Consider the following 25,876-nt stretch of genomic DNA (forward strand, 5'->3'; position numbering starts at 1 on the left):
ACGTAAAAGCCCCTATTTCGTGCCGAAATTGGGGGCTTTTACGTCTGCTCACCCTCGTCGCGGCCGACGAATTCGCGCGGCTTCATGCCCGACTGCATCAGCTCGGCCCGCCGCGCCTGAACATCGGACGCGGCGCCGACCATGTTGGTCAGGATGTGGCTGACCTGCAGGTGCACCCGCATGCCCATCAGCTCCCAGGCCCGCTTGACGTTGCTCTTCACCGCCATCAGCGTGGTCAACGGGATCTGGGCGATCCTGCGCGCCATCTCCTCGACGGTGGCCTCGAGGTCTTCGCGTGGCACCACCCTGTTGAGCAGACCCCAGTCGAGGGCCTGCTGCGCCGACAGGGTCGGCGCCAGCAGCAGCCAGTCCATGGTCCGGTGCCAGTTCATCATCAGCCACGGCTCGATCATGGTGTGACCGCCGGGCTCCCCGAGGCTTTGGGCAAGGGGCATCTGGAAATACGCGTCCTCGGACGCCACGCAGAAATCGGTCAGCAGCCCGAGGTAGATCCCGCCGCCCATGCAATACCCGTGTATCTGCGAGATCGTCGGCTTGGGGAACTCCCACAAATACAGCGTCGGCCACAGGAACAGGTCGGCGGTTCCCTTGTACAGGTCCTCGAACGTATCCCCGAAATCCGGATACGGGTTTTCCTCCGGACCCCAGCGGGCCACGTGGCCGCCGCAGAAGCCCTTCCCGTTGGCCTTGAGGATGACGACCTTGATCTCCTTGTCGCGGTCCGCCTCGTGCAGGCAACTGTCGACTTCGGTGACCAGGACGGCATCCTTGGTGTTGGCCTTCTCGGGCCGATTCAGAATGATCCGCGCAATCGGCGGTTCGCGTTCGTAGATGACCGCTTCGAGCTCGCGCCGCTCCATCTTCGTGACCCTACCGGACCGCGGAATCCCCTTAGTGGTTGCGCGATCTCGCCGCTAGGAGTGAGCTATATCCGACGCGACCGACGACGAATGGAGCGCGATGACGACTCCGCGGGAGCGGGTGGCCCATCTGGACCTGGTTGCCCGCCTCAAATCCTCGTACCCGGAACTTCCCGACGCGCCCCCGCCGGATCTGATCGACCATGAGCGATTCACGGCCTACACCAAGACCCCGCACGACGTCGGCGGCGAGCCGGATGCGCCCATCCCGTGGGAAAACAAGCAATACGAGGCGTGGGAAGAGAACACCTACGTCATGTGCGAGGTGCTCGGCTGGCGCGGAATCTGGCTGTCCGAGGAACGACGCCGGATGGGCAACGTCGACGTGGGCCGCACGATCTATCTCGGGCTGCCCTATTACGGAAGGTGGCTGCTCGCCGTCGCGCGCGTCCTCGCCGAGAAGCACCACATCGGGCTGACCGAGCTGGCCGAACGCATGACCGAGGTCAGGGCGCGCTACGACGGCGGCCTGCGGGGCAAGCGCCTGGAGGCCAAGCCGAAGTTCGAGGGCGATCCCGCCAGGGTCAACCGCAACCGGCACCACGAGCACGCGGTGGGCAAGGGCGACCCGCAGGTGTATGCCGGACAGGCGGGCGAACCGAAGTTCCGCGTCGGCGACAAGGTTGTCGTTCGGGAACTTCCCGTCCTGTTCTACACCCGCACCCAGGAGTACGTCCGCGGCGCCACGGGCGAGATCGCGGTCGTGTCGTACGAGAGCCCCGTCGCCGAGGACGAAACCTTTGACGGGCCCGACCAAAAGCCCGAGTGGTTCTACATCGTTCGGTTCAACCTCGCCGAGCTGTGGCACGGCTACACCGGGCCGGACAACGACACGGTGCAGACCGAGATCCCCGAGCGGTGGCTGGAAGCGGCACGGCCAGAAAGGAACCCGGCATGACCGCTCACGACGACGACCACGACCACAACCATGACCGCACCGCCGCCCCGATGGTGGACGAGATCACCGACTTCGAGGTTCTCGAGATCGCCCTTCGCGAATTATGCATCGAGAAGGGGATTTTCACCGCGGAGGACCATCGCCGCTTCACCGAATTCGCCGAGCAGATCGGCCCCACCCCGGCGGCACGCCTGGTCGCCCGGGCATGGCTTGATCCCGAGTTCAAGAAGCTTGTCCTCGCCGATCCGATGGCCGCCAGCAAGGAAGTCGGCGTCGACTGGCTGCAGCCGACGGGTTTCGGAACGCCGAGCGATTTCACGGCCTTCCACATCCTCGAGGACACCCCCACCCTGCACCACGTCATCGTCTGCACGTTGTGCTCCTGCTACCCCCGTCCCATTCTCGGCAATTCGCCCGAGTGGTACCGGACACCCAACTTCCGCCGCCGCATCGTGCGCTGGCCGCGGGAAGTGCTCGCCGAGTTCGGGCTGTACCTGCCCGAAGAGGTCGAGATCCGGGTGGAGGATTCCAATCAGAAGCATCGCTTCATGGTGATGCCCGTGCGTCCCGACGGCACCGACGGCTGGACGGAGGACCAGCTCGCCGAAATCGTCACCCGCGACTGCCTGATCGGCGTCGCATTGCCCAGAGTCGGGGTGACGACGAACGCGATCACCGCGACCCGCCCGGCCATCCATCCCGTGGAGCACCGATGAGCACCGGGATTTCTCCGTTGGCCAAAATCGTTGAGCGCGACCAGGTCTGGAGTCGCATGGCGGCCAAGTACGGCGTCGACAACCCCGTGCCGCCGTGGAAGACGAGCCTCGACGGCATATGCGATGCGCTCGATCAAAGCGCCTGCGGCCCAGAGATACTCAGCCTCGTCGACCGGCGCAAGGAAGAGGACATGCTGTCGGCCACCGTCTATTCGGAGCTGCCGTACCCGGAGAACCGGCTGGTCGCGCTGGCGCACTCGCTCCTGGCCCGCGGCGTCATCGACGAAGCGGAGCTCGAAGCGCGAATGGCGATCGTCCGGGCCAGGCTGGAGGCCTGAACCTCAGGCCCGCGCCAACAGCCAGGCGCAGCCCTCCCCTTCGTCGGCGGCGATCACGTCCAGGCCGGCGAAAGCCGCCGGCAGCTCGCCGGCCGCCGCGCGGAACGGACCGGGGGCGGCCCCGACCTCGCTGAGCACCGCGATCGCGAGTAACCCGCCCGGCGCGAGCCGCCCCATCATCGCCCGGTCCAGGCGCCGGTCCCGGAACTTGTGGCACAGGATGACGTCGACGGGCGGCCCGTCGGGCAGGCCCCCGTCGAGGTCGACCACGTCGAACCGGCAGCGGTCGGCGACGCCGTTGCGCTCGGCCAGATCCCGCGCCTGGTCGATCGCCACGGCGGAGACGTCCACTCCCCAAACGTGCAAGCCGCGCCGGGCAAGCCAGACCGCGCCGCGCCCCTGGCCGCACGCCACGTCGAGGGCCCGCCCCGCGGTGGGGAACTCCTGGGCGTGGCCGGCGAACACCGCGGGCGGCTCGACCGCGCCGGCGGGTGCCGGGCCCTGACTGGTGTGCCGCTCGTCCCAGCGGCGCCGGTCCTCCCAGGTCACGCCCACAACCCTAGGACCCTTCCGGGCAGCGATCACCCGAAGCGTAGCCGGGGTTACGTTTATCCAAGCCGACGTCGAACCGAGAAGGAGTTGACGTGACCGGTCTGGGACAAATCGCGCTGAACAGTGCGCCGGTTTTCGGCGGCGCCATGCTGGCCATTGCGGCCGGGCAATTCAGGGGACCGGACTATCGAGGGCTGATCAAGCAGGACATGGACCTGCTCGATCGACTGCCGCCGGAAGCCGCCCAGCGGCGCGCCGAGCTGCAGCGGACGATCGATGCGCGCATCGACGACCTGGTGGAGGCCGCCGACCGGGGCCGTAGGCTGCGCCGGGCCGCGATGTCCTACCACGGCAATTGGCGCGACGTCGTGCTGTTGCTCTGCGTGCTGTTGTTCATGGTCATCTGGTGGGACGTCGACCACAGCCGGGCCAATTGGCTGCCGATGTTCATCCTGCTGATCCTGCTGTCGGTGGTGGCCGCGGTTTACACACTGCGCGGCCTGCTGCGGACCGCCCTCTCGCCCACGAGGTGGCGGCGTCGTCACGACCGGCCCTAGGCGCCGACGTACCGTAACGGCCGAATGTGTTGCGCTGCCTGACGATTCCGGCCCGCCATCAGAAGCGCGGCGCCGCCTCGAGCACCTCGAGGGCCGCATCGATGTTGGGAAGTATCGTCGGGCCGTAGCTGCCCGCCACCTGCCCGAGCGCGCGGGCGATGTGCGGACCGACGGCGCCGGCGGCAAGAACCTCCTCGGCAAGCACGATGCCGTTCACCACGTGGGCCGCGCCGAGCCGGCCGTCGGCGGTGAGCTCATACCGCCAGTCGCCGATCTGGATCCGCTCCGGCTGCGACCGGAAAACGCCCCGCCGCGCCGGGGTCAGGATCACTCCCGGAACGCCGCAGAACACCCTGACCACCAGCCCCACTCCCCCGGGACCGGCCAGAGCCGCTCCGATGGCACGGCTGACCCGCTCGTGGTCGAAGCCTGTCATCATTCACCCATCATTCACTCATCGGCAGAACGAACGACGGTGTGATGGTTTGCGCTTCGCCGTTGCGGCGCACGGCGGTTCCCGCGACATAGAACTCCACGGTGTGATGCCCCCAGGCGTAATTCGAGATGGCGAAATGCACGCCGACGACACCGCTGCCGCCGTCTCGCTCGGCCTCGCTCTGCATGCGTGACATCGCCAGTTCACGGGCTTGATAACTGCCCTGCGTCCACTGCGGCATCTCCGCGTTGCGGCCCACCTGACTGAGAGTTCGCAGGAATCCCTGCACGGCGATGTGGAACACGCAGTTGCCCATCACGAAAGCGACCGGCGCATACCCGGACCGCAGCAGCGTGGTCAGATCCTGCCCGGACAGGTGGCTGGTGAATGCTTGACCGTTGGCGCGGCGAAACGCCCCGGGCTTGGCCGTGAAGCGCACGGCCGTACCCACCGCGATGAACTCGAGGTGTTCGCCCTCCCCTTGATGACGCCATTCGAGGCGGACACCGACCACGCCGTCGGCGCCCAGCGAATCGGCCTCGGCCTGCATCCGCGACATCGCATTCCAGCGCGCGCGGTACGTCGCGTCGGTGAGTACGGGCAACTCCGACTGCTGCCTGATGCCGGTGAACTGGTAGCCGACGTGATAGACGGAGACGCCCATCACCAGCTCGATCGGTTCGAATCCCGCCCCGTGCAGCAGCGCGAATTCGTTGATCGACAGGTCGGACGTGAACACACTTCCGGCGTGCGACAGTCGTTCGCTGGCGACGGGGTCGAGCGGGTTCGGTTGCATCGTTGAATACCCTCCTGAGGTCCCGCACAGCGTAGGACGCGGGAGCCCGCCGCACACCCGTAACGCGCAACGTCAGCAACCACCCCGGCATCGGGCAGCCCGGCTCAGGAATCCGGCGGAACCCCACCCTCCGAACGGCCGATGCGGCATTCCAGCAGCTCCTTGAGCGCGTCGGGAAAAGCATCGGCGATCCCCCACAGGTCCGGCAGCAGCTCGGAACAGGCGATGATGCCGACGCCGAGCGCCCCGTTGAGCGACATGACGGTGATGTTGAGTCCCGCGCCGCCGAGGATCGGACCCAGCGGATACATCGCGTCGAGCTTGCAGCCCAGGAAGTACAGCTGGGCCTGCGGGCCGGGCACGTTCGACAGGATCAGGTTGTAGACCGGGCCGTGGCTGATCGGGATCCGCGGCAGGATCCGCATGGCGGTGCCGAACATGGTGGGGTTGCCGAACTGGGTCCAGTCGTGCAGCAGGTTGGCGCCCAGCGCCGCGGTGTGGTCCTTCGCGGCGGCGTTTCCGGCGGCGATCTTGCGGATGCGCTCGGCGGGGTCGCCGATCTGGGTCTCCAGCCGGCAGAACATCCAGGTGGTCTGGTTGCGCCCGGGCCGGCCGGACTTGCCACGCACCGACACCGGCACCGTGGCGATCAGGGGGTCGGCGGGCAGCTCGCCGCGCTCGAGCAGGAATCGCCGCAACACCCCGGAACACATCGCGACCACCACGTCGTTGACGGTCACCCCGAAGCGGTCCTTGACCCGCTTGACGTCGCGCATGTCGAGCTGGGTGTAGGCGATGTTGCGGTAGGCGCTGACGGTGCCGTTGAACGGCGTGGGTGGCGCCGAGAACGGCGCGGCCATGGTGCGGCCGTCGCGGGCGCGAAGAGCCGTCCGGGCCAGCGTCAGCATCGTCGCCGGCAGCACGGTCGCCAACCGCAACGGCCGCATCGCGAAGCCCATCAGCCCGCTCGCCGCGATTTGCAGCGGGTTGCCGCCGCCCGCGCCCCGGGCGGCAGCACGCGGCGCCGGCGCGCCGGGCTCCAGGCTGCACAGCTGCGCCAGCAGATTCGCCCCGGCAACGCCATCGACGACGGCGTGGTGGACCTTGAGCAGCACCGCCAGCGTGCCACCGCGGGCGCCGCCTTCCAGCACCCACATCTCCCACAGCGGGCGGTCGCGGTTCAGGGGCAGTCCGGCGATGTAGCCGCAGATCTCGGCCAGCTCGCGGCGGCCGCCGGGCGCCGGCACGCCGACCCGATGCAGGTGGTGCCTGAGCTGGAAGTTCTCGTCGTCCACCCACACCGGGTGATCCAGGTTCAGCTGGGTGTCGGCGAGCCTCATCCGGAATTCCGGCACCGCGTTCACGCACTGTGCCAGCGCGGCACGGTATCGGCCATACGTGTAGCCGCCCGGCATCGTCGAGGTGTCCAGCTCCAGGACACAGCACACGTTCAGTGGCTGTGTCGGCGTCTCCAGGTAGAGGAAAAACGCGTCAAGTCCACTCAGCCGTTCCATAGCCGCCTGCTCGACCAGGACTTCGGGAACTGTCTGCCCCCGTAGCGAGTTTAGGTGGCGCAAAAGTGGAGATCCACACCCCGACAACGTTTTTCGCGGCAGATATCGCGGGCGCCGGCGTGCATCGGGCACGACGAACTCCCGGGTGCGCCCCGCACTCAGTCGATGGCGCACGGTGTTCCCCGGACGGCGGGGAGGCTAAACCTCGCCGCCGGCGGCCCGCCGTCAACAGCTTGCTGAACCGATCGCGGCCAGAACTCGTTATCCCCGATATCAGCGGCTCCGACATCAGCGGCTTGGGGCCACCCGCGGGAGGATCATGTCCAGACGAGCCGACACCCGCGGTCCCAAGCACAAACTGCTGACCATCGACCTGCTCGACGTGGTGCGCGAGTACCGGGTCGGCGGCCAGACCGTGCGCGCCCTCGACAGGGTCAGCCTGCGGCTCGAGGGTGGGCAGTTCGTGTCGATGGTCGGGCCGTCGGGCGCGGGCAAGAGCACCCTGCTGCATTTGCTCGGCGCATTGGACTCCCCCGATTCCGGGTCGATCGAATTCGACGGCGACGAGATCGCCCACCTCGGCGACGAGCAGCAGTCGGAGTTTCGCCATCACCGGGTGGGCTTCGTATTCCAGTTCTTCAACCTGTTGCCGACGCTGTCGGCGTGGGAAAACGTGGCGGTCCCGAAGCTGCTCGACGGGGTCCGGCTGGGCAGGGCCAAACCGGATGCCATGCGGCTGCTGGAGCGGGTGGGGCTGGGCAACCGGGCCGAGCACCGGCCCGCGGAGCTGTCCGGCGGCCAGATGCAGCGGGTTGCGGTGGCGCGCGCGCTGATGATGGACCCGCCGCTGATTCTCGCCGACGAACCGACCGGGAACCTCGATTCGGCGACGGGCGCATCGATCTTGGCGCTGCTGCGCGAGGTGGCGCACGAGCCCGGCCGCGGCCGGCTGGTGGTGATGGTGACCCACAACCCGGAGGCCGCGGAGGCGACCGATCGGGTGATCGCGCTGCAGGACGGTCGGGTCGTCACCCCCGAGCGCTCGGCGGTGCTGGTGTGAGAACGGGGCCCGCGATCGGCGCCGCGGCGAGCCGGCTGCGCGTGTTCAGCCTGCGCGAACTCGCCGTGCATCGGCGCCGCACGATGGCGTCGATCGCCGTAATGGCCGTGTCCGCAATGTATTTGGTCGCGGTGTTCGGCATCTTCGGATCGATCACCGGTTCGGTCAACCGCCTCGCCGACGGGATCGCCGGCATCGCCTCGATCGAGGTGTCGGGCATCACCGACGCGGGTTTTCCCGACGCGGTGGCCTCCGACGTCGCCGCGGTTCCCGGCGTGGCGGTCGCGGCGCCGATGATCCGGACGTCGGCGTCCACGACGTCGGGCCCGGTCCTGCTGTTCGGCGCCGACGACCGCATCGCGGCGCTGGGCGGCGCCCTCAAGGACGCGTTGAACCGCGGCGCAACGGGACAGCCGCCCGGTCCGCCGGACGGGGTCCGCGTCGGGCCGGGCATCGGTCACGCCAGGGGCGAGACGTTCCAGCTCGGCTCGGGTTCTGTCACCGTCACCGAGGTGCTCGACGGCAAGCGGGCCGCCGCCCTCAACGGCGGGCACTACGTGCTTGCCCCACTTGCGTTGGCGCAGAGCGTCACCGGGCGTCAGGGCCGGCTCGACTCGATCCTGATCACCGTCAAACCCGGCGTCGACCCGGCCCGGGTGCGCGCCGCGGTCGGCGCCGCGGTGAACGGCCGGGCCATCGTCGCCGACCCCAGCATGAGGGCAACCCGCGCCGGCGACGGCGTCAAGCTGATGAACTACATGGCCCTGATGGGCGCGATGGTCGCGCTGATGGTCGGCGCGTTCCTGATCTACACCACGATGACCATGGCGATCACCCAGCGCCGGCCGGTCATCTCGATGCTGCGCGCGATCGGCGGCCGACGCACGGTCATCGTTCGCGACATGCTCGCCGAGGCGGCGATCCTGGGAACGATCGGCGGGGCCATCGGGTCGGCCGCCGGAATTATGTTGGGCCGCATCGCCATTGGCCGGCTGCCGCCGGCCATGACCCAGGGGCTCGAGGCGCGCGTCGAGTACTGGCTGCCCGGCTACGCGATACCGGTCGCCGTCGCGGCCACCGCGCTCACCAGTGTGATCGCAGCGGCGATGGCGGCGCGGCAGGTGTACAAGGTCGCACCGATCGAGGCGCTGGCGCCGGTCGGGGTTTCCGCGGCGGACCGCGTGCCCCGCTGGTTGCGGATCGCGACGGGGGTCGGCGCCGTCGTCGTGTTCGCGGTGGCGCTTTTCGCGGTCATCACGCAACGGGGCGTGGTGGCGTTCGTCGCGATGGCGGCGGTGTTCTCGGCCGAGGTCGCGCTGGGCTTCGCCCTCACCGTGCCCATCGTCAACGCCGCCGCCGCGACGGCGCGAGCCTTCGGCGCCGTCGGGGCGCTGGCGGCGGCGACCATCGAGCGCGCCCCGCGGCGGGTGTGGGCGACGGTGATGACCGTGCTGATCGCGGTCGTCACCACGGTCGCGATCACCGGCACGAACAACGACATGATCCAATCCGCGAGACGCATCTTCGCCCCGGTCGCCGATGTCCCCGTGTGGGTCAGCGCGAATCCGCCCGACAGCTTCCCCACCGACGCGCTGCCGCAAGGCCTTTCCGAAAAGCTGGCCGAGCTGCCGGGCGCCGGCCGCGTCACCGAGGGCGCGTTCGGATTCGCCCAAGTGGGAAGCACGCGGGTGATGCTCGACGGGTTCACCGCCGGAACCGCCGACCCGCTCTTCCGCGCGCTCGACGACCGGGTGCGCGAGCAGGTGCTCGGCGGCCGGGGCGTGGCGCTGTCGGCGAACCTGGGCACGGTGCTGCACGTGCGGGTGGGCGACCAACTGCGGATGCAAACGCCGCACGGCCCGCAGCAGGCGACGGTGCTGGCGCTGGTGCCGTACTTCTCGACGGTCATCGGCACGGTCGGGATGGGGCTCGATCAACTGCGGGCCTGGTTCGACCGCCCGGTGACGACCACGCTGCAGATCACCGCCGCCCCGGGTGTGGATCCCGGCCGCCTGCTGGCCGACGTCCGCCGCGCGGTGCCCGCGCCGAACCATGTGTACGACGGCCGCACCGAGCTCGCGGGCCTCGAGGCGCCGATGCGGCAGAGCATGTTCATCGCCAACGCCGTGTGGATCATCGTCGTGTTCGTGGCCGCGGTGGCGCTGTTGAACACGTTGACGCTCTCGGTGCTGGAACGACGCCGCGAAATCGGTGTGCTGCGGGCGATGGGAGCCAGCCGACGATTCACCCTGCGGATGGTGCTGGTCGAGGCGACCGGCATCGGCGTCGTCGGCGGCGCGTTGGGCCTGGCGTTCGGGTGCGCGGACCAGTGGCTGTTCAGCCTCGTCAGCGGCGACATGATGAATTTCCAGGTCGCGTTTCGGCCGAGTTCGATGGCGGTCGCCTTCACCCTCGGCGCACTGGCGATCAGCCTGCTCGGCTCGGCGCCGCCCGCCCGCCGCGCGGCCCGGCTGAACATCATCGAAGCGGTGAGCGTCGAATAGCGGACTATTCCACCAGCGTGGCGAATCCCTGCAGATGCGGTTTGCACGGGAACGGCACCGGGGTCCGGATGCGGCGCAGTCCCCCGATATCGAAGCCGGCCGCCCTAATGGCGTCCGCGGTTCGGCGGTTCGGCTCGCACCCTCCGGCCAGCCATGACCAGGGCCCGGCGACCAGGTCCTGGAATCGACCCACGGCGCCCTCGCCTCGGACATGCTCGAGGACGACCAGTCTGCCTCGCGGCACCAGCACCCTGCGGATCTCGCTCAGCGTCGCGGCCACATCGTCCACCGAGCACAGCACCAGCCCGACGTGGGCCGAGTCGAAACTGTTGTCCGGGAACGGGATCGACTCCCCGGTCCCGCCGACGATGTCGGCCTCGATGCCGTGGCGAGCCGCGAGACGAGACGCCATCCGCCGGAACGCGGCCACCGGCTCCACGGCCGCGACCGAGGTCACCGCGGGCGGCAGAAACTTCAAGTCGGTCCCCGGCCCGAGACCGACCATCAGCAACCGACCGGTCGCGTGTGCGATTGCCGCGCGACGATACCGGTTGTAGAACAGACGGTCGAAGAATGGCTGCCCCAACCGATATACGTAGGGGAACAAGGGATTATCGCGCGTTATCGGCTACCTGGCTCATCGACCGCCGAGATCCATTCGGAACGGCGGATACTCGTCGCTCATCAGCGAAACATACACCGCCACCCGGTAGCGCCACCGAACGATGCCCATGAGCAGATCGAACATTCCCGGCGGGATCGTCCCGGTGCACAACAGGGCCACCGCGGCGATGACGGTGAGCACCTGCAGCAGGGGTTCCATCGCCCAGCACAGCAGGATCTGCGGGAGCGCCAGCAACCACCACTTCACCAGCACCGCCCACCTGCTGAGCCGCTCCGGATAGTCGACTTCAAGATCGCCCGGGTAGTACGGCCGGGCCTTCAGGGTGAAGGGCGGGTACCTGTCGGTGCTGTTCATCGGGAACCGATAATTCATCACCCGCCACGACCAACGCAGCACCCCGGCGTTGAAGTCGAAGATGGGCCGCGGATAGCGCCCGGTGAACAGGATCGCGACGCCGGCCGCGACCGTCAGCGGCGGAAACACCAGGTACAGCAGAATCAATATCGGGTAGTGCGGAACGGCCAGCACACACCACTTGACGAGCCAGAGCCAGCGCGACGGCGCGTCGAAATCGCACCGGACCCGTACGGTCATGGCCGGCAGGCCGGGATAGCACTGCGGGCGCCGAGGCCGCGGTCGATTTCGATGGACATGCGGCGGTGGCTGGTCAGGCGCAAGAACGTCGTCAGCGCCCAGGTGTGCAACCGGTCCGAGATCAACGTCGCCGGCCGCAGCGCCCCCTCGCCGTGGGCCACCTGCAGCGACGCCACCCGGGACACCGCCCTCACCCGACGTCGCCGGGTGTTCTCGTACCAGCGCAGCGCGCCGGAGAGGCCGGCGCCGTTGCTGGTCGTCCCCGCGCGGAAGCCCGAAAGCGCCTTGCACAACACCATCGTGTCCAGCAGGGCCTGGTTGGTGCCCTGCGCGAGCGTGGGCGGCATGGTGTGCGCGGCATCGCCGAGCAACGTCACCGCGCCGGCCTCCACCGGCCGGGGAATCGGGTGCCGAAAGTGCGGATACGGCGAGCCGGCCAGATCGTCGTCGGTCAATTTCGCGAGCACCAGGTCGACCGAATCGGACCAGCCGCCGAAATTGGACCGGATCACCTCGATCGGGCTGCGCGGCCGCACGAAGTCATCCGACCACGGCAGGTCGAACCACCACTGCACGGTGGCGCCGCCCGCCGGCCACACGCCGGTGTTTCCGTTTCGGCCGATCACGATGAGCGCCGCGCTGTTGTCGGGCAGCTCCGGAACGTCGACGAGTCCCTGCCAGCTGCACCACCCCGTTGGTTCCGCGGTGCGCGCCCCGACGACGTCCCGAACCATCGAGTGCAGCCCGTCGGCGCCGATCAGCAGGTCGCCCTCGGCCACGCTGCCGTCGCCGAATCCGACCCGCACGCCGTCGGATGTGGCGGCGACGCTCGTCGCGCGGGCGCCGCACCGGATGCGATCGGCCGGGAACCCGGTCAGCAGCCTTTCCTGCAGCACCTGTCGGGGAACCATCCGGACGGGCGCCCCCAGCCGCCGCACCACCGCGGCCACGTCCACCGTGGCGATGCGGTGACCGCGGGACGTCATCACCTGCACGCTGGAAAGCAGTTGACCGGCCCCGTCCATGTCGACGCCGAGCTGCCGCAGCACCGTCTCGCCGTTGGACCAGGTGGTCACGGCGCCGCCGCCCGCCCGCGTGTCCGCGCGCCGGTCGAACACCGTGACGTCGTGGCCGTCCCGCAACAATCCCCTGGCCACGGAAATCCCGCTCACGCCGGCGCCGACGACAAGGACCCGAAGCGGCCGGCCGGGTTCCAAGCTTGCGCTCGTCACTCTGTGAAAACGTAACCGCGCGCGAATCGGTTCAAGCGCTCATCGCGTGGCCGCGCTGACCATCTCGTGCACGTCGGCGATCGACCACGGTTCGGCGTCGTGGTGGTCGCGGTAACCCAGCACACGCGGCGTCGGCCGATCGAAGCGGCCGACGAATCCGCCTGCGGCAACGAAGATCTGACCCGTCACGTCACGCGCCAAGTCGCTGGCGAGGTAGGCGTAGACGGGAGCCACGAACGCAGCCGGCGCGCTGTCCAGGGATGCGCGCATGGTCACCTCGTCGAGCAGCCCGCGCCGGTGCAGGTCCTCGATGTGCTTCTCGTAGTCGGCGCCGGTCGACAGCCGCGTCCGCGCGCCGGGGCACACCACGTTGGCCCGCACACCATGGGCCTTCAGTTCCGCGGCGATGGCCATCGTCAGCGCGTTCACGGCGCCCTTGCCCGCCGGGTAGCCGGTGCCGCCGTAGTCGCCGAGAAACGCCACGGAGCTGGTGTTGACGATCGCCCCGTGCCCCTGATCCGCCATGACCCGGGCCGCGACCCGGCAGGTGTGAAACACCGTGCCCAGGTGCGCGCCGATCAGGCGGTCGAATTCGGCGGGCGAAATGCTCAGGATCGAGGAACCCGGCGGCTCGGCGATCCCGGCGCAGTTGATCAGGATGTCCAGCCGTCCGAACGCCGTCCTGCATTCTTCGACGAGCGCAGCGGCAACGCCCTCGTCGTCGGCCGCCCCGACCACGGAGGTGGCGCGGCCTCCCGACGCGGTGATCGCCACGACGGTCTCTTGCACCGCGTCGGCGTCGCGCCCGTTGACCACGACGCCGGCGCCGAGGTCACCGAGCAACTCCGCGACCGCGCGCCCGATGCCACGGCTGCCACCCGACACCACCGCACCACGCCCGGCCAGCAGACCCCGGAATACGTTGTGCGAGCCCGCTTCTCGATGGCCCGGCGGCGTGGGCGGCTCGGCGCGCCTGATGCACATCAGCCGTACAGTACCCAGTCGGCGGCTGAAACGAGAACCCGCCCGGTGCAAGGGCGGCGGCACGACCGTCACCGCCCGTGAGCGGCGAACCGAAACCGGCGATCGCGGGCACCCGCGTCAGGCGGTAGTATCGGAGGCGACGTCCGTTCTGGACACGTCGCCGTTTAGCGGAAAGCGGCCAATCAGCCCACACGGCTGCAGGGCTTGCGTGGCTTCGGCGATGAACCTCCGGTCACCCTCCCCAGCACCGCGTGTGCTGTTGACAACCGACCCGTATGGAAACGGGTGTAGTGGTAGACGACTGCGCGCACAGTCTCGTCGACGTCACTCGGAAGGAGTGGCTGCCGGCAATACAAACGCGTTCGCGCGCAAGCGTTTTCGCCACTAGCTGAGTCTGCAGGAGGCGGTTCAGCAGATGACCGACGTAATTGCTCCACCCCGCCCCGCCCGGGCGACCACCACGCAATCCGACGATTCCTACGACGACGTCGTCGGCATGTTTCTGGCTCTGCGGCAGCTGCCCGCGGAATCGCACGAATACCGGCGCCAGCGGGAACGCATCGTTTCCCGATGCCTACCGCTGGCCGACCACGTGGCCCGTCACTTCGGGCGCCGCGGCGAAAGCCTCGACGACCTGACCCAGGTGGCGCGCCTGGGGCTGATGAACGCCATCAACCGGTTCGACCCGGCAAAGGGACCCAGTTTCATCGGTTTCGCGATTCCCACCATGATGGGCGAGGTCAGGCGCTATTTCCGGGATTACAGCTGGGGCATGCGCGTCCCGCGCCGGCTGCGCGAGTTACACATCCAGATCAGCAGGACGACGGGTGAGCTGGTCCAGACGCTCGGCCGGGCGCCCACCGCCTCGGAGCTGTCGCAGGCGCTGGACGTTCCCCGCGAGGAGATCATCGAATGCCTCGTCGCGGGCGACGCCTACCAGCTCGAGTCCCTGGACGCGCCCCTGGGTGGGGACGGCTCCGACAAGCCGCGACTGGTCGCCGACGCGCTCGGCGCGATCGACCCGCAGATCGAGCACATCACCAACCGGGAAGCGGTGCGCGTGCTGGTCTCCGCGCTGCCGCGGCGCGAACGCGAGGTCTTGCATATGCGGTTCTTCGAATCGATGACCCAAAGCCAGATCGCGGAGCGCATCGGGGTGTCACAGATGCAGGTCTCGCGCATCCTGGCCGGCACCCTGCGATCGCTGCGGGACCAACTCGAGTAACCCGCCCGTCGCCACCGGGTCCTTTATCGACACGCGCACTGTACTGTGCGGTTCGGGCGGACGAAGTCGAACGTGTCGCCACGAGCAGCCCGGAAGGAGCAAGTGCGATGAGGATTTCCCGGATGGTGGTCGCCGGCGTGGCAGCGGCAACTGCGCTGACGGTGTCGGTGACCGGATGTGGCGGCAACAAGACGTCTACCGGCCCGGGGCACGGCTCGACGACCAAGTCGGGGTCGGGCACCTCGGTTACCAGCAGCTCAGGGCCGGCTTCCTCGGCGCCGGTGCAGCCCTCCGACTACGCCGGGCTGCTGATCCAGGCGAGCGACATCAACGCGCCTGAGCAGTTCACGGCCAGCCCGCCGGTCAACAACCCGAACGGGCAACCCGGCGTCGCGACGACGTTCAGCACCCAGGACAGCAGCCACGTCATCAAGGACACCATCCAGGTGCTGAGCGACCCCGCCGCCGCCACGAACGCATTGAACGCGGCAAAGGCGTCGGCGGGTAGCGGCATCAACAACCCGCAGACGGGCACCGCGAACGTCGGCACCGGCGCGACCACGCTGTCGGGGAACGCGCCGGACAGGTCCAAGGGCGTGCTGATACTGCTGTTCACCGAGGGCCGGGCGTTCGTCACGCTGGAATTCGACGGGCCGACCGACTCGCTGCCACCGGACGACTTCGTCAACGATGTCGGCCAGAAGCAAGCCGCGGCGATCAAGAAGGGGCTGGGCGGCTGAGCCGCCGCCGGTCACACCACCCGCACGGGGACGCGGGCCCAGGCATTGTTGCCGTATCCGCGCGGGTTCCACAGCGACGCCGCTGACTCCGGCTGCAGCGCGCCGGTGTCGTCCCAGGCGCGCGCGACGATGCTCAGCGGCCCGCTTTCGACCGCGACGGTCAGCGACCACGGCCGCCAGGACCACTCGCTGGGCGCCCGGTGCAGGTCGGCCTGCCGCCAGGTGAGGCCGTCGTCGACGGAGACGTCGACGCGCTCGACGCTGCGGCCCTCGCCGGCGATGCCGTAGCCGCGGATGGTCAGCTCACCCGCCGGCACCCGGTCGCCGTCGGTGGGGTCGAGGATGTCGCAATTGAGGGCCAGCGCGGACAGCGGGATGCCCTCGCCCGGGGCGGCCGCGTCCGCGTCGGCCTCCGGCGGCAGGATGCGGTAGTCGCGGGCCTGAAAGTAGTTGTCCGACGGTCCCGGTTGCACCCGGATGCCCGTCACCCACTTGACGCTGCGGGCGCCGACGTAGCCGGGCACCACGATGCGGACCGGTCCACCGTGGGCGCGCGGCAGCGGCTCGGAGTTCATCTGGAACGCCAGCAGCACCTCCTGCGACAGCGCCTTGCTCAGCGGGATCGAGGCGCCGTATGCCTGGACGGGCCGCGCCTCCGGGGCGACGTCGGGGGCCTCGAACGCCACGTGCAGGCCGTCGTCGCGGTGCACACCCGCGGCCGCCAGGACGTCCGACAGCCGCACGCCGCCCCACTCCGCGGTCGAAATCGCCCCGTGCGCCCATGGCTCCTTGCCCGGGATGGGCCGCACCCGCAGCAGCTCGGCCCGCCGATTGCCCGCGCATGCCAGCGTCGCCACCACGTTGTGCCGGTCGAACTCGGTGGTCAGCCGGTCGTAGGTCAGGACGAGCGGCTCGTCCACGCGCCCGTCGATCCGCAGCCGCCATTGCCGCGGCGAGATGTCGGGGAACGGGCCGTGATTGCGCGCATAGAACGCATCGATCGGGGTGATGGCGCCACTCGCCAACACCGCGGCCGGTGGCTCGGCGTTGTACGGCAGCTGCCCGCGCACGATCATGTCGTCGCGCTTGCCGCACAGCGCCGCGGGCTTCGTCATGGCGATCATTGTCACCGTCTTCTGCTCGGTCGGATGGCTTATTGATCACAAGCTTTACTTGCGCCCGCACGAGATCCCACAAGGCCGGCTTGTAGGTGCGGCGGGAGGGGCTGTTATGCCGCTGAGCGCTCAAATGCCCAAACTGTCGCCGTTCGAGGTTTTCCTGGCGATAACTCGGCTGGTTCAGCACACGCCGAGCGTGAAGCTGTTGCGAAGATCCGGCCGGAAAGTCGCAACAGTTTCACTTTCGACGTCGGCCGTCGGCGGCGGGTGCCGTTAAATGAATTGCTTGATTTAATCCGCCCGCCCGGTGTTCACTGGGGCGGTGAAAGCCGAGCGGGCGGTTCGCTCTCAGCGGTCGACGGGCACCCGGGAAGCGATCCTGTCGGCGGCGGAGTGGTTGTTCGCCGAGCGCGGCATGTACGCCGTGTCCAACCGGCAGATCAGCGAGGCGGCCACATCGGCGTGAGCCAGCCGAAGTGCCCCAGCGAGGTCAACAGCGTCGCGGTCGCCATGATGGTCAACATCGACTCGTTCCGGGAGATGTTCTCCAAGTACATCTTCGGCGGCATCCTCGACCGGCATCCGCGGCTGCGCGTCGGCTGGTTCGAGGGCGGAATCGCCTGGGTTCCGCCGGCTCTGCAGGACGCGGAGCACGTGCTGGCCTCCTATCGGCACATGCTCAAACACCACCCGGAACACGACATCCGCCACTACTGGGACACCCACATGTGCTCCTCGTTCATGGTCGACGGCCTGGGCCTCAGCCAGATCGACGAGATCGGGATCGACAAAGTGATGTGGTCCTCCGACTATCGGCACAACGAAAGCACTTTCGGCTATTCGGAGCGGTCGCTGGCCGCGGTGGTCGACGCCGTCGGCCCCGAGGACGCCGTTCGCGTCGTCGGCGGCAACGTCCGCAACTTCCTGGGCATCGACCAATGACGCACTCCCTCGCCGCCCGCGGCCCGGTTCTCGACATCCCCGACGAGCCGGACTGGGCCCGCATGCGCGCCGAGACCGGCGCCCGGCTGCGCTCCGCAATGGCCGACCACGGCGTCGACGCGCTGATCCTGTTGATGAATGGCTACGTCACGTACGCGACCGGTGTCAGCTGGCCGCTGCTGGATGCCGGCCTCTCGCACGTCGAGCGCCCGGTGGCCGTCGTGCTCGCCGACGACGAGCATCCGCATCTGTTCATGCCGTTCCGCGGTGGCGCGTCCGCACAGTCGCCGGTGCCCGACGACCACCTGCACGGCCCCGCCTATCTCGAATTCGACCGGGGCGTCGACCATTTCGCCGCCCGGTTGGCCGAGTTGGTGCCCGCCGGAGCGAACGTCGCGGTCGACGAGCTGACCGGCGCGATGCGTCGGGCGGCGGGCAGGCTGTTCCCGGCGGGTGCGCCGACGGACGCGGCGATCGTGGTCGCGGCCGCGCAATTGGTCAAGACGCGCGACGAGCTGTCCTGCCTGCGCCGGGCGTCCCGCATTACCGAACGCGCCATCGTGGACGTGCAGCGGGCGTTGGCGCCGGGCGTGCGGCAGATCGACCTGTCGGCCACGCTGGTGCGTAGCGCTTTCGAGCTGGGCGCCACCACCAACATGCTGGAGGCGATCTGGCAGGTGATGCCCAGTTCGCGGGAAACCGGAGTGTGGACGACGCACGGCGACCTCGCGCTGCCGCTGCTGCCCACCGATCGCGAACTGGCCGCCGGCGATGTGCTGTGGACCGACATCAGCATCACCTACGCCGGATACTGCTCGGACTTCGGCCGCACCTGGGTGGTCGGGCAGAAACCCACTGCGCGGCAACAAGACCAATTCCATCAGTGGCGCGCGATCCTGGAGGCCGTGCTCGCGGTGACGAAAGCCGGTGCCACGTCCGGGGATCTGGCGCGGGCGGCGATCGCGGCCAACGGCGGCCGCAAGCCGTGGTTGCCCCACTTCTACCTGGGCCACGGCATCGGCACCTACCCCGCCGAGGCCCCCATGATCGGCACGGACCTCGGCGAGGAATTCGACGACAACTTCGTCTTTCCGCCCGGCATGGTCCTGGTCCTGGAGCCCGTCGTCTGGGAGGACGGCACCGGCGGCTACCGCAGCGAGGAGATCGTGGTCATCACCGAGGACGGCTACACGCCGATTACCGACTACTCCTACTCCCCCTATGGCGACCCTTATGGCGACTGAAGTATCGCCGGACGCGCGGGCCTTGCGGACCGGACGCCGGGAGCGGGCGCTGGCCCAGATGGACGCGCACAACCTCGACATCCTGGTCCTCGGCCGGCAAGCGAATATTCGGTATGTCACCGGGGCCCCGCAGCTGTGGATCGCCGGGACGCGGCCGTTCGGGCCGATGTGCGTCATGGTGCGCGCCACCGGCGACATCTACCTCAACAGCACCGACGACGAGGGCGTCCCCGAAGAGATCGGCCACGATCACCTCTACGGGCTGGCCTGGAATCCGATGACGCTCATCGACGTACTGAAGAAGATCGACGGCGCCGAGGCGGCGCGCCGGGTCGGAACCGACGCGATCACACCCACTTTCGCCGCATTGTTGCCCGACGCGTTTCCCAACGCTGACATCGTCGACGCCGAGCCCGCCATGCGTGCGGCGCGCCGCATCAAGACGGCCGACGAGATCGCCGCGATGGGCCAGGCGCTGCGCGTCGCGGAGGCCGGGCTCGCCGCCGCCGTCGGCGAATTGAGCCCGGGGGTGTCCGAGCGGACGTTGACCGGGGCCATGCTGGAGGCCATGGCCGCGGGCGGGGTGAGCACCCCGGCCACCCAGGATGGTGCGTGGGTCACGTCGCGGGACCAGCCGTGGCGGCGCGCTCACGGGGGCGAGGTGCGGCAGGGTGATCTTGTCGCGTTCGCCGCCGGCGCGCTGGCGGGCGGTTATGTCGCCGAGGTGGGCCGGACGTGGCCGGCCGGCGACGCCGGCGGAGGGGTTCGCGACCTGTTCGGGCGGTCAAAGACGTTGTACGACAAGATGCTTGCCGCGTGTCGCCCCGGCGCGTCGACTAGCGAGCTACTCGCCGCCTACGAGGCCGCCGGCGAGCCGGTGCCGCCGATGCCCGTCGCGCATGGTCTGGGATTGGGGTTCGACCCGCCGGTGGTGTCCGAGCCGCTCTGGGCCGCCGGCGAACACGACCGCCTCCAGGCCGGGATGGTGCTGGCCATCACCGGCTACGTGTGGCAGCAGGGCGTCGGGGCGGTGTTCCGCAGAGACAGCGTCCACATCACCGACGATGGTGCCGACGTGTTGACCACCAGCCCATCGTGGTCGGACACGGCAGATGACCAGCGCAGATAGCGCTACGCTGCTGTGTCGTGGAAGGGACACGCCTCGACACAGCTCGGATCCGGGCCGCCCGCCGGGTAATTGACCCGGTTTTTCTGGACACCCCGCTGTACCGCTGCGAGGCGCTGGAGCCCGACCTCGGGTGCGCGGTGAGCATCAAGCTTGAAACGGCGAACCCGGTGCGCAGCTTCAAGGCCCGCGGCGCAGAGGTCGTCGCAAGCCTGCTCGCGGACAATGGCTCGCCCGCCGTGGTGTGTGCCAGCGGCGGCAACCTCGGCCAGGCCCTCGCTTGGTCTGGTCGCCGGAGGGGTCTGGCCGTCACGGTCGTGGCGCCGCGGTTTGCGCCCAAGGTCAAGCTCGATCGCATGCGCGCACTGGGCGCCAGATTGGAATTAGTCGAGGGCCCCGAAATGGCCCGTGCGCGAGCGGCAGCCATCGCGCGGCATGACGGCATCCGGTTGCTCGAAGACAGCTTGGACATCGAAACCTGTGAGGGCGCGGCGACCATTGGCCTGGAACTGGTGGACGCTGCATCGTCGTTCGACGCCGTACTGATCGCTCTGGGCGGCGGAGCGCTGGCTACCGGCGTCGGGCATGTGCTGAAGGCCTTCGCGCCCGCGGTGGAGGTGATCTGCGTTCAGCCAGCCGGTGCGCCGGCGATGACACTTTCGTGGTGCCAGCGGCGCGTTGTCACCACCGAGTCGTCTGACACCATCGCAGATGCTGTCGTCGAGCGGCGTCCATTTCCGGCTGTCCTGAACGACCTCCTGCTGGTTGCCGACGACGCGGTCTTGGTGCAGGAGGCATCGATCGTCGCGGGCATGCGGGTGCTGCTCGAGGGCGCTGGCCTTGTCGTGGAACCCTCGGCCGCGCTCGGTGTCGCGGCGGTCCTCGAAGACCGCGACCGCTTCGCTGGCCGACACATCGTCACCATCGTGTGCGGCAGCAACGTCGACCCAGACAATTACCGTCGCTGGGTCGGCGTAACCCCTGTCCCCAGGCGCGACCGAGAGGGTTCCTAGCAGGCGCGCCAAGTGGCCGGCCGGGCGCAACGTCTGCTCCGTCAGCAAAAAAGGTGCGACACTGGGTAGGTGACGACAACGCGGCCATCAGGGGGCCACAGAAGGAATAACTGATGAACAAGGCAATACTGCGCGTGTCGGCGGTGGCTATAGCACTGGCATCCATCTGCATTCCACCGGCACAAGCACGCACCGACGACCCCTGTATCGGCATCACCGATCCCGCTGCCCACGACGCTTGCATCCTCGACTACATCCAGAGACGCGAAACGGCCCAGTGCGATGCGAGCTCCAATCACGGACCGATAGGCCAACTTTGTGGGTAACTTCCGCGTCCGAAAGGTGACCAAATCGCGCTAGCCGACGTCTGGTACGTCTTGTCGAAGGATGAACTCGTGCATGCCAGGCACGGTGAAGGCCAACATGCCGCGTTCGGGGGGGTAGACCAGGCCCTTCTTGATTAGTTCGTTGCGGGCGACAGACAGGTCGCTGGCGCGCGATTTATGCATCCGAGAAGCCAAGGCGGACACCGTTGCCGGACCATCGCCGGCTAGGTCGGCGAGCGCGCGCAGCAGGTCGCGTTGGGCGGGGGTGGCGCGTTCCCAGCGGGAGCGGTAGAGACCGTCGTCGACCTCCCGGCGGGCCTCGTGTAGTCCGACTCGTACGTCGTCGGCACTGATCGGGGAACTGATCGCGTTGTCCCACACATGTTTCCCGATCGCTTGCAGGAAGTACGGATATCCGCCGGCGACGTCGGCGGCCATCGTCAATGCCCCGTCGTCCCAATCGACTGCAAGCGCCTGCGTGGGGATCGTCAAGGCGGCCGCCGCGGCGGGCTGATCAAGCAGCCCGATCGGGCGGTAGTCATAGAGCCGCTCAGCATAGCTGGTGGCGTCGGCCAGCAGAGCTGGCAACGAGGGCAGACCAGCCCCGACGAGCATCAGAGGCAACGGTGTCTCGGCCTGGCCGAGCTGGTGCAATGCCGTGTTGATCGCCGCCAGCTCGGTCGCGTCGGCCTCTTGCAGTTCGTCGACGAGGATGAGCACACCGATGCCGAGCTCGCGTGCGGCCTCCCCCATCACCTCGAACAGGGCCGCTAGATCGTCTGCGAAGCGTCCCGAATCTGCCACACCGCCGATCGGCTCGACTTCCACACCGAGTGACACCATTCCTGTCGCGTCGGCCTTGATGCTGAATGCCTTGAACACCCCCAGCATGCGGCGTAGCCGCGACTCTGGATGCCGCCCTGTTGCCGTGCGCATTCCCCGCACCAACGCGTGCGACAACGCGACCGGCAGGGATTCGCCTGCGCCCGCCTCCACTTTCGCGGTAATCCAATCTCGCTCGCCTGCCCGCCGGAGTAGCTCGTTGAGCAATACGGTCTTGCCGACCCCGCGTAACCCGTTCAGAATCCAACCGCGATCACCCTCCCCCAAGTCTTCACAGCGCCGCATTACCACGTCGAACGCAGTTAGCAGGGCATCACGACCAGCCAGTGCTGGCGGGCGCCGCCCAGTACCAGGCCGATACGGGTTCTGCACAGGATCCATAATCAGACTCTATCAGAGAGTATAACGTATTATATTATACGTAGTTAGAGAATGTTATAGTTTGCTGCGTGGGCGTCGCCCTGCACGCACGGATCACCAGGTTTGTTCCGCCGCGCGCACCAGCATCTGATTCACCGCCACCCGGCGGTCGCGAGTCACCATGTACAGCACCGCATCCGCGATGTCCTCCGGACGCAACTTGACCATGCCGGCGGTTCGCTCTTCGAACGCCTCGCGCGACGGCGCGGACAGATGGGTGAAGATCTCGGTGTCGACGGTCCCCGGGCCCACCACGCCCACGCGGACCCGCTTCCCGAGCAGCTCCTGCCGGATGCCCTCGCTGAACGCGTTCACCCCGAATTTGGTCAGCGAATAGACCGCGGTGCCGGGACGGGCCACCCAGCCGCCCGTCGAACTGATGGTGACCAGGTCGGCCACGCCGCGCGGGGAGTCGGCAGCCGCGTCGATCAGGTGCGGAAGCGCCGCGCGGGTGGCGTAGAGCACGCCTTGCACGTTGACCGCGACCATGTCGTCCCAGTCCCGCAGTGCCGCCTCGGCCGCGGGCCCCGGTTGCATCAGCCCGGCGTTGTTCACCAGCGTGTCGAGGCGTCCCAACTCCGCGACGGTGCGCTGCACGGCGGAGGCGACCTGCTCGGCGTCGGTCACGTCGGCGGGCACGACAAGCGCTGTGCCGCCGACGGATTCGATGTCTCGTTTCAGCTCGGTCAGCCGGTCGGCGCGACGGGCGAGCAGCGCCACCGCGGCGCCCCGCCCGGACAGCGCCCGCGCCGTCGCCGCGCCGATACCGCTGCTGGCGCCGGTGACCAGCGCCGCCGTGCCCGCGAGTGCGGCCGTCATGATGTGAGTATCTCCCGCAGCACGTAGTCGGTGTCCTCGCCCAGATCGGGTGCGCCACGCGCGATCCGGGCCGGCGCCCGCGCCAGCCGCCATGACGGCCCCAGGATCGGGCGTTGGCCCTCGCGGTGATCGCTGACGAAGCGGTACAGCCCGCGGTCCCACAGCCGCCGATCGCCGATCACGTCGATCGCGGTGGCGCTCTTGGTCGCCGGCACGCCCGCCGCGCGCAGACGCTGCGCCAGTTGTTCGGCGTCGTGGCATTGGGTGAGCACAGCGAGGTCCGCGTCGAGCGCCTCGGCGTGACGATGCCGCGCCGTCATCGTGCCGTACCGCGGATCGGCGGCCAGTGCCGAAGCGTCGAGCACCTCGCACAGCCGGCGCCACTCGTCGTCGTCGGCGACGGCCACGGCGACCCAGGCGCCCTCGGCGCAGGGGTAGCAGCCGTGCGGGCACATGTCGGGGTGATGGTTGCCGTCGGGCCCGAGGCGCATGCCGGTGAGGCTCTGTTCGAGGAGGCGGTCCCCGATCATCGACGAAAGCGTCTCCACGGCGGACACGTCGACGAATTGTCCCTCGCCGGTGAGTTCGCGGTGCAGCAACGCCACCACCGCGGCGTACGCGGCGGCCGCCCCGACGGTGGAATCGCCGTAGCGCATGCTCGTCCCGAGCGGAGGCCCGCCCGGATAGCCCACCAGTGACGCGAGGCCGGCCAGCGCGGCGAAGCACGGGGCGTAGCCGGTCTGGTGCCCGAGCGGTCCGTCGTTGCCCCACATCTTGATCGACACCGAGACGATGTCCGGCTTGATCGCCGCGAGCTGTTCGTAACCAAGACCCTGGCGCTCCATCGCGCCCGGGCGAAGGTTGTTGATGACGATGTCGCTGCGGGCGATGAGTTCGCGCAGCCGCGCCATGTCGTCCGTCGATTTGATGTCGAGATCGACGCTGAGGATCTCGGGGTTGATGCTCAGAAAGTATGGGGCCTGGTTGATGTCGGTGCCGCCGTAGGCGCGCATCTCCTCGGGGCTGGCGGCGGTTTCGACCTTGATGACCTCGGCGCCCAGCAGGGCCAGCAGCTTGCCCGCATACGGACCGGCCCACACCTTGGTCAGCTCGACGACGCGCACCCCTTCGAGGGGGCCACCGCGCGGGTTGCCGGGCGGCTTGAGTTGCGGCGACTTCACCGCCGCCACCGCCCGCGGCGCATCGAGGCACCCCATCACCGCGGCGGTGTGCTGGCCGAGAGTGGGTGCGGCGGCAGTGATTTCGGCGGGCGAAGCGCTCAGCACGTACGGCACCGTGGGATACGCCGCGCGACCCAACACCGGATGTGTCACGTCCCGGAAGAAGCCGCGATGGCGGTATTGCGGCGAGCGGCGCAGGTCCGCGGCGTCGTTGACCGGGACCAGCGGCACGCCGGATCGCTGGGCCCGTTCCGCCGCATCCTCTTTGGCGAAGTCCCGGACCCACTCCGCGAATCCCCGCTGGAACGCGGCGACCTTTTCCGGGGTGACCGAGAACTCCAGCCAATCGTCGTCAAATGCGTCGAGCCATTCCGGATGCCCCATGAGCGTCTTGACGCCGCGCCAGTGCGCGCGACTGGTCATGTACAGATACACGAAGCCGTCGGCGCACGGGAAAAACGCTGCCGGGCCCTGCTGGTCGTAGTCGTCGCGGGTTCCCGCCGCCGGAACCTCGCCCGTGATGAAGCGGCCCAGGATGCAGTCGGCGCGGGAGGCCAGCACGGCATGTGCGGAGATGTCGATCGACTCGCCCCGGCCGGTGTGCAGGCGACCGAACAGCGCTGACGCGATGCACAGCGCCGCGTCCAGCCCCGCCTCGTAGTCGGCGAGAAACCGGCCCGGTCCCTGCAGCGGCGGCCGGCACGGATCGGCGTGGCTGGGGGTGTGGTAACCCCAGCCGCTGGCGTGGAACACGTTGATGCTCTTGGCGTTGTCGAACTCGGCGGGCGCACCGAGGCCGAAGGGCGTGATCGAGCAGAACACCACATTGGGGTGTCGTTCCGACAGGTCCGTCGCGCGGTCCTCGATGACCGCGTCGGCCGTGACGATCAGCTGATCCAGTTCGCCCGAAGCGAGCTCGACCGAGCGCTTGTTCGTGTTGAGGTAGGCGAACAGCGCGCTGGCCTCGCGCCCGTCGCCGAGGATGGGCGCCATCGCCCGGGTGCGGCTCCCGCGGCCCGGCGCCTCGACCTTGACGACCTCGGCGCCGAAATCGGCCAGCAGCTTCCCGCAGTACTCCCCCGCGACCGACTCGGCCAGCTCGACGACCCGAACGCCCTTCAGCGCCGACATG

24 protein-coding genes and 2 pseudogenes are annotated in these 25,876 nt (G+C 68.8%); 13 read left to right on the forward strand and 13 right to left on the reverse strand.

Going from position 1 to position 25,876, the window contains the following annotated elements; all coding sequences use genetic code 11:
* Positions 1-38: 38 nt before the first annotated feature.
* Positions 39-881 (reverse strand): enoyl-CoA hydratase-related protein, encoded by an 843-nt coding sequence (locus OQ968_RS10665; protein ID WP_324677488.1) that lies wholly within the window; start codon positions 879-881, stop codon positions 39-41.
* A gap of 100 nt (positions 882-981) precedes the next feature.
* On the opposite strand from OQ968_RS10665, the gene OQ968_RS10670 reads away from it, so the two are divergent.
* From OQ968_RS10670 to OQ968_RS10680, 3 genes are read left to right on the forward strand one after another with little or no spacing between them, the layout of a single operon-like run.
* A complete protein-coding gene (locus OQ968_RS10670) occupies positions 982-1,839 on the forward strand; it encodes an SH3-like domain-containing protein (RefSeq protein WP_324677490.1) in 858 nt (285 codons plus the stop codon).
* A complete protein-coding gene (gene scnC / locus OQ968_RS10675; RefSeq protein ID WP_324677492.1) occupies positions 1,836-2,555 on the forward strand; it encodes a thiocyanate hydrolase subunit gamma in 720 nt (239 codons plus the stop codon). The genes OQ968_RS10670 and scnC overlap by 4 nt, the downstream gene beginning before the upstream one ends.
* Entirely contained in the window at positions 2,552-2,893 is a 342-nt protein-coding gene (locus OQ968_RS10680) for a thiocyanate hydrolase (RefSeq protein WP_324677494.1), read from the forward strand. Before scnC ends, OQ968_RS10680 begins: the two co-directional genes overlap by 4 nt.
* 3 nt (positions 2,894-2,896) lie before the next feature.
* On the opposite strand, the gene OQ968_RS10685 is transcribed toward OQ968_RS10680, so the two are convergent.
* Entirely contained in the window at positions 2,897-3,442 is a 546-nt protein-coding gene (locus tag OQ968_RS10685) for a class I SAM-dependent methyltransferase (RefSeq protein WP_324677496.1), read from the reverse strand.
* Positions 3,443-3,591: 149 nt separating this feature from the next.
* Between OQ968_RS10685 and OQ968_RS10690 the strand changes: the two genes are divergently transcribed.
* Positions 3,592-4,002: a hypothetical protein gene (locus tag OQ968_RS10690; RefSeq protein WP_324677985.1), complete on the forward strand. Its 411-nt coding sequence runs from the start codon at positions 3,592-3,594 to the stop codon at positions 4,000-4,002.
* Positions 4,003-4,060: 58 nt separating this feature from the next.
* On the opposite strand, the gene OQ968_RS10695 is transcribed toward OQ968_RS10690, so the two are convergent.
* The 3 genes from OQ968_RS10695 to OQ968_RS10705 all read right to left on the reverse strand — a co-directional run bounded on the left by OQ968_RS10695 (position 4,061) and on the right by OQ968_RS10705 (position 6,748).
* Positions 4,061-4,438, reverse strand: coding sequence for a DUF5073 family protein (locus OQ968_RS10695; RefSeq protein WP_324677987.1), 378 nt, complete (start codon positions 4,436-4,438; stop codon positions 4,061-4,063).
* A 10-nt stretch (positions 4,439-4,448) separates the two neighbouring features.
* Positions 4,449-5,234: a heavy metal-binding domain-containing protein gene (locus tag OQ968_RS10700; protein ID WP_324677498.1), complete on the reverse strand. Its 786-nt coding sequence runs from the start codon at positions 5,232-5,234 to the stop codon at positions 4,449-4,451.
* Between the two features lie 104 nt (positions 5,235-5,338).
* Positions 5,339-6,748 (reverse strand): wax ester/triacylglycerol synthase family O-acyltransferase, encoded by a 1,410-nt coding sequence (locus OQ968_RS10705; protein ID WP_324677500.1) that lies wholly within the window; start codon positions 6,746-6,748, stop codon positions 5,339-5,341.
* A 319-nt stretch (positions 6,749-7,067) separates the two neighbouring features.
* On the opposite strand from OQ968_RS10705, the gene OQ968_RS10710 reads away from it, so the two are divergent.
* Entirely contained in the window at positions 7,068-7,808 is a 741-nt protein-coding gene (locus OQ968_RS10710) for an ABC transporter ATP-binding protein (RefSeq protein ID WP_420715885.1), read from the forward strand.
* Positions 7,805-10,312 carry an ABC transporter permease gene (locus tag OQ968_RS10715; protein ID WP_324677502.1) on the forward strand — a complete coding sequence of 836 codons (2,508 nt, stop codon included), beginning with the start codon at positions 7,805-7,807 and terminating at the stop codon, positions 10,310-10,312. The genes OQ968_RS10710 and OQ968_RS10715 overlap by 4 nt, the downstream gene beginning before the upstream one ends.
* A gap of 4 nt (positions 10,313-10,316) precedes the next feature.
* Here the strand turns inward: OQ968_RS10715 and OQ968_RS10720 are convergent, their stop codons facing one another.
* Genes OQ968_RS10720 through OQ968_RS10735 form a run of 4 tightly spaced genes read right to left on the reverse strand, consistent with a single transcriptional unit; the run spans position 10,317 to position 13,747 of the window.
* Positions 10,317-10,937: a class I SAM-dependent methyltransferase gene (locus OQ968_RS10720; protein ID WP_324677990.1), complete on the reverse strand. Its 621-nt coding sequence runs from the start codon at positions 10,935-10,937 to the stop codon at positions 10,317-10,319.
* Between the two features lie 12 nt (positions 10,938-10,949).
* The gene (locus tag OQ968_RS10725) at positions 10,950-11,531 is read right to left on the reverse strand and encodes a DUF4389 domain-containing protein (protein ID WP_324677504.1); all 582 of its coding nucleotides are present in this window, start codon (positions 11,529-11,531) and stop codon (positions 10,950-10,952) included.
* A complete protein-coding gene (locus tag OQ968_RS10730) occupies positions 11,528-12,763 on the reverse strand; it encodes an NAD(P)/FAD-dependent oxidoreductase (protein ID WP_324677506.1) in 1,236 nt (411 codons plus the stop codon). Before OQ968_RS10730 ends, OQ968_RS10725 begins: the two co-directional genes overlap by 4 nt.
* Positions 12,764-12,802: 39 nt before the next feature.
* Positions 12,803-13,747, reverse strand: a complete 945-nt coding sequence (locus tag OQ968_RS10735) for an SDR family NAD(P)-dependent oxidoreductase (protein ID WP_324677508.1) — start codon at positions 13,745-13,747, stop codon at positions 12,803-12,805.
* Positions 13,748-14,162: 415 nt separating this feature from the next.
* Between OQ968_RS10735 and OQ968_RS10740 the strand changes: the two genes are divergently transcribed.
* Both OQ968_RS10740 and OQ968_RS10745 read left to right on the forward strand, forming a co-directional pair.
* Positions 14,163-14,972 carry a SigB/SigF/SigG family RNA polymerase sigma factor gene (locus OQ968_RS10740; RefSeq protein ID WP_324677510.1) on the forward strand — a complete coding sequence of 270 codons (810 nt, stop codon included), beginning with the start codon at positions 14,163-14,165 and terminating at the stop codon, positions 14,970-14,972.
* A gap of 107 nt (positions 14,973-15,079) precedes the next feature.
* Positions 15,080-15,712 (forward strand): hypothetical protein, encoded by a 633-nt coding sequence (locus OQ968_RS10745; protein ID WP_324677511.1) that lies wholly within the window; start codon positions 15,080-15,082, stop codon positions 15,710-15,712.
* A gap of 11 nt (positions 15,713-15,723) precedes the next feature.
* Here the strand turns inward: OQ968_RS10745 and OQ968_RS10750 are convergent, their stop codons facing one another.
* Positions 15,724-16,827 (reverse strand): sulfite oxidase, encoded by a 1,104-nt coding sequence (locus tag OQ968_RS10750; protein WP_324677514.1) that lies wholly within the window; start codon positions 16,825-16,827, stop codon positions 15,724-15,726.
* Between the two features lie 310 nt (positions 16,828-17,137).
* Here OQ968_RS10750 and OQ968_RS10755 point away from each other — a divergent pair.
* The 5 genes and pseudogenes from OQ968_RS10755 to OQ968_RS10775 form a co-directional block, all read left to right on the forward strand.
* Positions 17,138-17,284: pseudogene (locus tag OQ968_RS10755) on the forward strand (TetR family transcriptional regulator); the annotation flags it as partial.
* A pseudogene (locus tag OQ968_RS10760) lies at positions 17,284-17,772 on the forward strand (amidohydrolase family protein); the annotation flags it as partial. The pseudogenes OQ968_RS10755 and OQ968_RS10760, both read left to right, overlap by 1 nt.
* Entirely contained in the window at positions 17,769-19,016 is a 1,248-nt protein-coding gene (locus tag OQ968_RS10765) for a Xaa-Pro peptidase family protein (protein WP_324677516.1), read from the forward strand. The pseudogene OQ968_RS10760 and the gene OQ968_RS10765, both read left to right, overlap by 4 nt.
* Entirely contained in the window at positions 19,006-20,145 is a 1,140-nt protein-coding gene (locus OQ968_RS10770) for a M24 family metallopeptidase (protein ID WP_324677518.1), read from the forward strand. The genes OQ968_RS10765 and OQ968_RS10770 overlap by 11 nt, the downstream gene beginning before the upstream one ends.
* 17 nt (positions 20,146-20,162) lie before the next feature.
* Positions 20,163-21,155 carry a threonine ammonia-lyase gene (locus OQ968_RS10775; protein ID WP_324677520.1) on the forward strand — a complete coding sequence of 331 codons (993 nt, stop codon included), beginning with the start codon at positions 20,163-20,165 and terminating at the stop codon, positions 21,153-21,155.
* A 356-nt stretch (positions 21,156-21,511) separates the two neighbouring features.
* On the opposite strand, the gene OQ968_RS10780 is transcribed toward OQ968_RS10775, so the two are convergent.
* The 3 genes from OQ968_RS10780 to OQ968_RS10790 all read right to left on the reverse strand — a co-directional run bounded on the left by OQ968_RS10780 (position 21,512) and on the right by OQ968_RS10790 (position 25,875).
* Complete coding sequence (locus tag OQ968_RS10780; RefSeq protein WP_324677522.1) at positions 21,512-22,705, reverse strand: ATP-binding protein; 1,194 nt, start codon at positions 22,703-22,705, stop codon at positions 21,512-21,514.
* Positions 22,706-22,798: 93 nt separating this feature from the next.
* A complete protein-coding gene (locus OQ968_RS10785) occupies positions 22,799-23,563 on the reverse strand; it encodes an SDR family NAD(P)-dependent oxidoreductase (protein WP_324677524.1) in 765 nt (254 codons plus the stop codon).
* A complete protein-coding gene (locus OQ968_RS10790) occupies positions 23,560-25,875 on the reverse strand; it encodes a CoA transferase (RefSeq protein ID WP_324677526.1) in 2,316 nt (771 codons plus the stop codon). Before OQ968_RS10790 ends, OQ968_RS10785 begins: the two co-directional genes overlap by 4 nt.
* Position 25,876 lies beyond the last annotated feature (1 nt).

This window comes from Mycobacterium sp. 663a-19, assembly GCF_035616495.1.
Taxonomy (GTDB): domain Bacteria; phylum Actinomycetota; class Actinomycetes; order Mycobacteriales; family Mycobacteriaceae; genus Mycobacterium.

Excerpts from the sequence above, each read along its gene's own strand:
- OQ968_RS10665 (WP_324677488.1), bottom strand. The coding sequence starts at position 881 with ATGGAGCGGCGCGAGCTCGAAGCGGTCATCTACGAACGCGAACCGCCG.
- OQ968_RS10670 (WP_324677490.1), top strand. The coding sequence starts at position 982 with ATGACGACTCCGCGGGAGCGGGTGGCCCATCTGGACCTGGTTGCCCGC.
- scnC (WP_324677492.1), top strand. The coding sequence starts at position 1,836 with ATGACCGCTCACGACGACGACCACGACCACAACCATGACCGCACCGCC.
- OQ968_RS10680 (WP_324677494.1), top strand. The coding sequence starts at position 2,552 with ATGAGCACCGGGATTTCTCCGTTGGCCAAAATCGTTGAGCGCGACCAG.
- OQ968_RS10690 (WP_324677985.1), top strand. The coding sequence starts at position 3,592 with ATGCTGGCCATTGCGGCCGGGCAATTCAGGGGACCGGACTATCGAGGG.
- OQ968_RS10695 (WP_324677987.1), bottom strand. The coding sequence starts at position 4,438 with ATGACAGGCTTCGACCACGAGCGGGTCAGCCGTGCCATCGGAGCGGCT.
- OQ968_RS10700 (WP_324677498.1), bottom strand. The coding sequence starts at position 5,234 with ATGCAACCGAACCCGCTCGACCCCGTCGCCAGCGAACGACTGTCGCAC.
- OQ968_RS10705 (WP_324677500.1), bottom strand. The coding sequence starts at position 6,748 with ATGGAACGGCTGAGTGGACTTGACGCGTTTTTCCTCTACCTGGAGACG.
- OQ968_RS10710 (WP_420715885.1), top strand. The coding sequence starts at position 7,068 with ATGTCCAGACGAGCCGACACCCGCGGTCCCAAGCACAAACTGCTGACC.
- OQ968_RS10725 (WP_324677504.1), bottom strand. The coding sequence starts at position 11,531 with ATGACCGTACGGGTCCGGTGCGATTTCGACGCGCCGTCGCGCTGGCTC.
- OQ968_RS10735 (WP_324677508.1), bottom strand. The coding sequence starts at position 13,747 with ATGTGCATCAGGCGCGCCGAGCCGCCCACGCCGCCGGGCCATCGAGAA.
- OQ968_RS10740 (WP_324677510.1), top strand. The coding sequence starts at position 14,163 with ATGACCGACGTAATTGCTCCACCCCGCCCCGCCCGGGCGACCACCACG.
- OQ968_RS10745 (WP_324677511.1), top strand. The coding sequence starts at position 15,080 with ATGAGGATTTCCCGGATGGTGGTCGCCGGCGTGGCAGCGGCAACTGCG.
- OQ968_RS10750 (WP_324677514.1), bottom strand. The coding sequence starts at position 16,827 with ATGACGAAGCCCGCGGCGCTGTGCGGCAAGCGCGACGACATGATCGTG.
- OQ968_RS10765 (WP_324677516.1), top strand. The coding sequence starts at position 17,769 with ATGACGCACTCCCTCGCCGCCCGCGGCCCGGTTCTCGACATCCCCGAC.
- OQ968_RS10770 (WP_324677518.1), top strand. The coding sequence starts at position 19,006 with ATGGCGACTGAAGTATCGCCGGACGCGCGGGCCTTGCGGACCGGACGC.
- OQ968_RS10780 (WP_324677522.1), bottom strand. The coding sequence starts at position 22,705 with ATGGATCCTGTGCAGAACCCGTATCGGCCTGGTACTGGGCGGCGCCCG.
- OQ968_RS10785 (WP_324677524.1), bottom strand. The coding sequence starts at position 23,563 with ATGACGGCCGCACTCGCGGGCACGGCGGCGCTGGTCACCGGCGCCAGC.
- OQ968_RS10790 (WP_324677526.1), bottom strand. The coding sequence starts at position 25,875 with ATGTCGGCGCTGAAGGGCGTTCGGGTCGTCGAGCTGGCCGAGTCGGTC.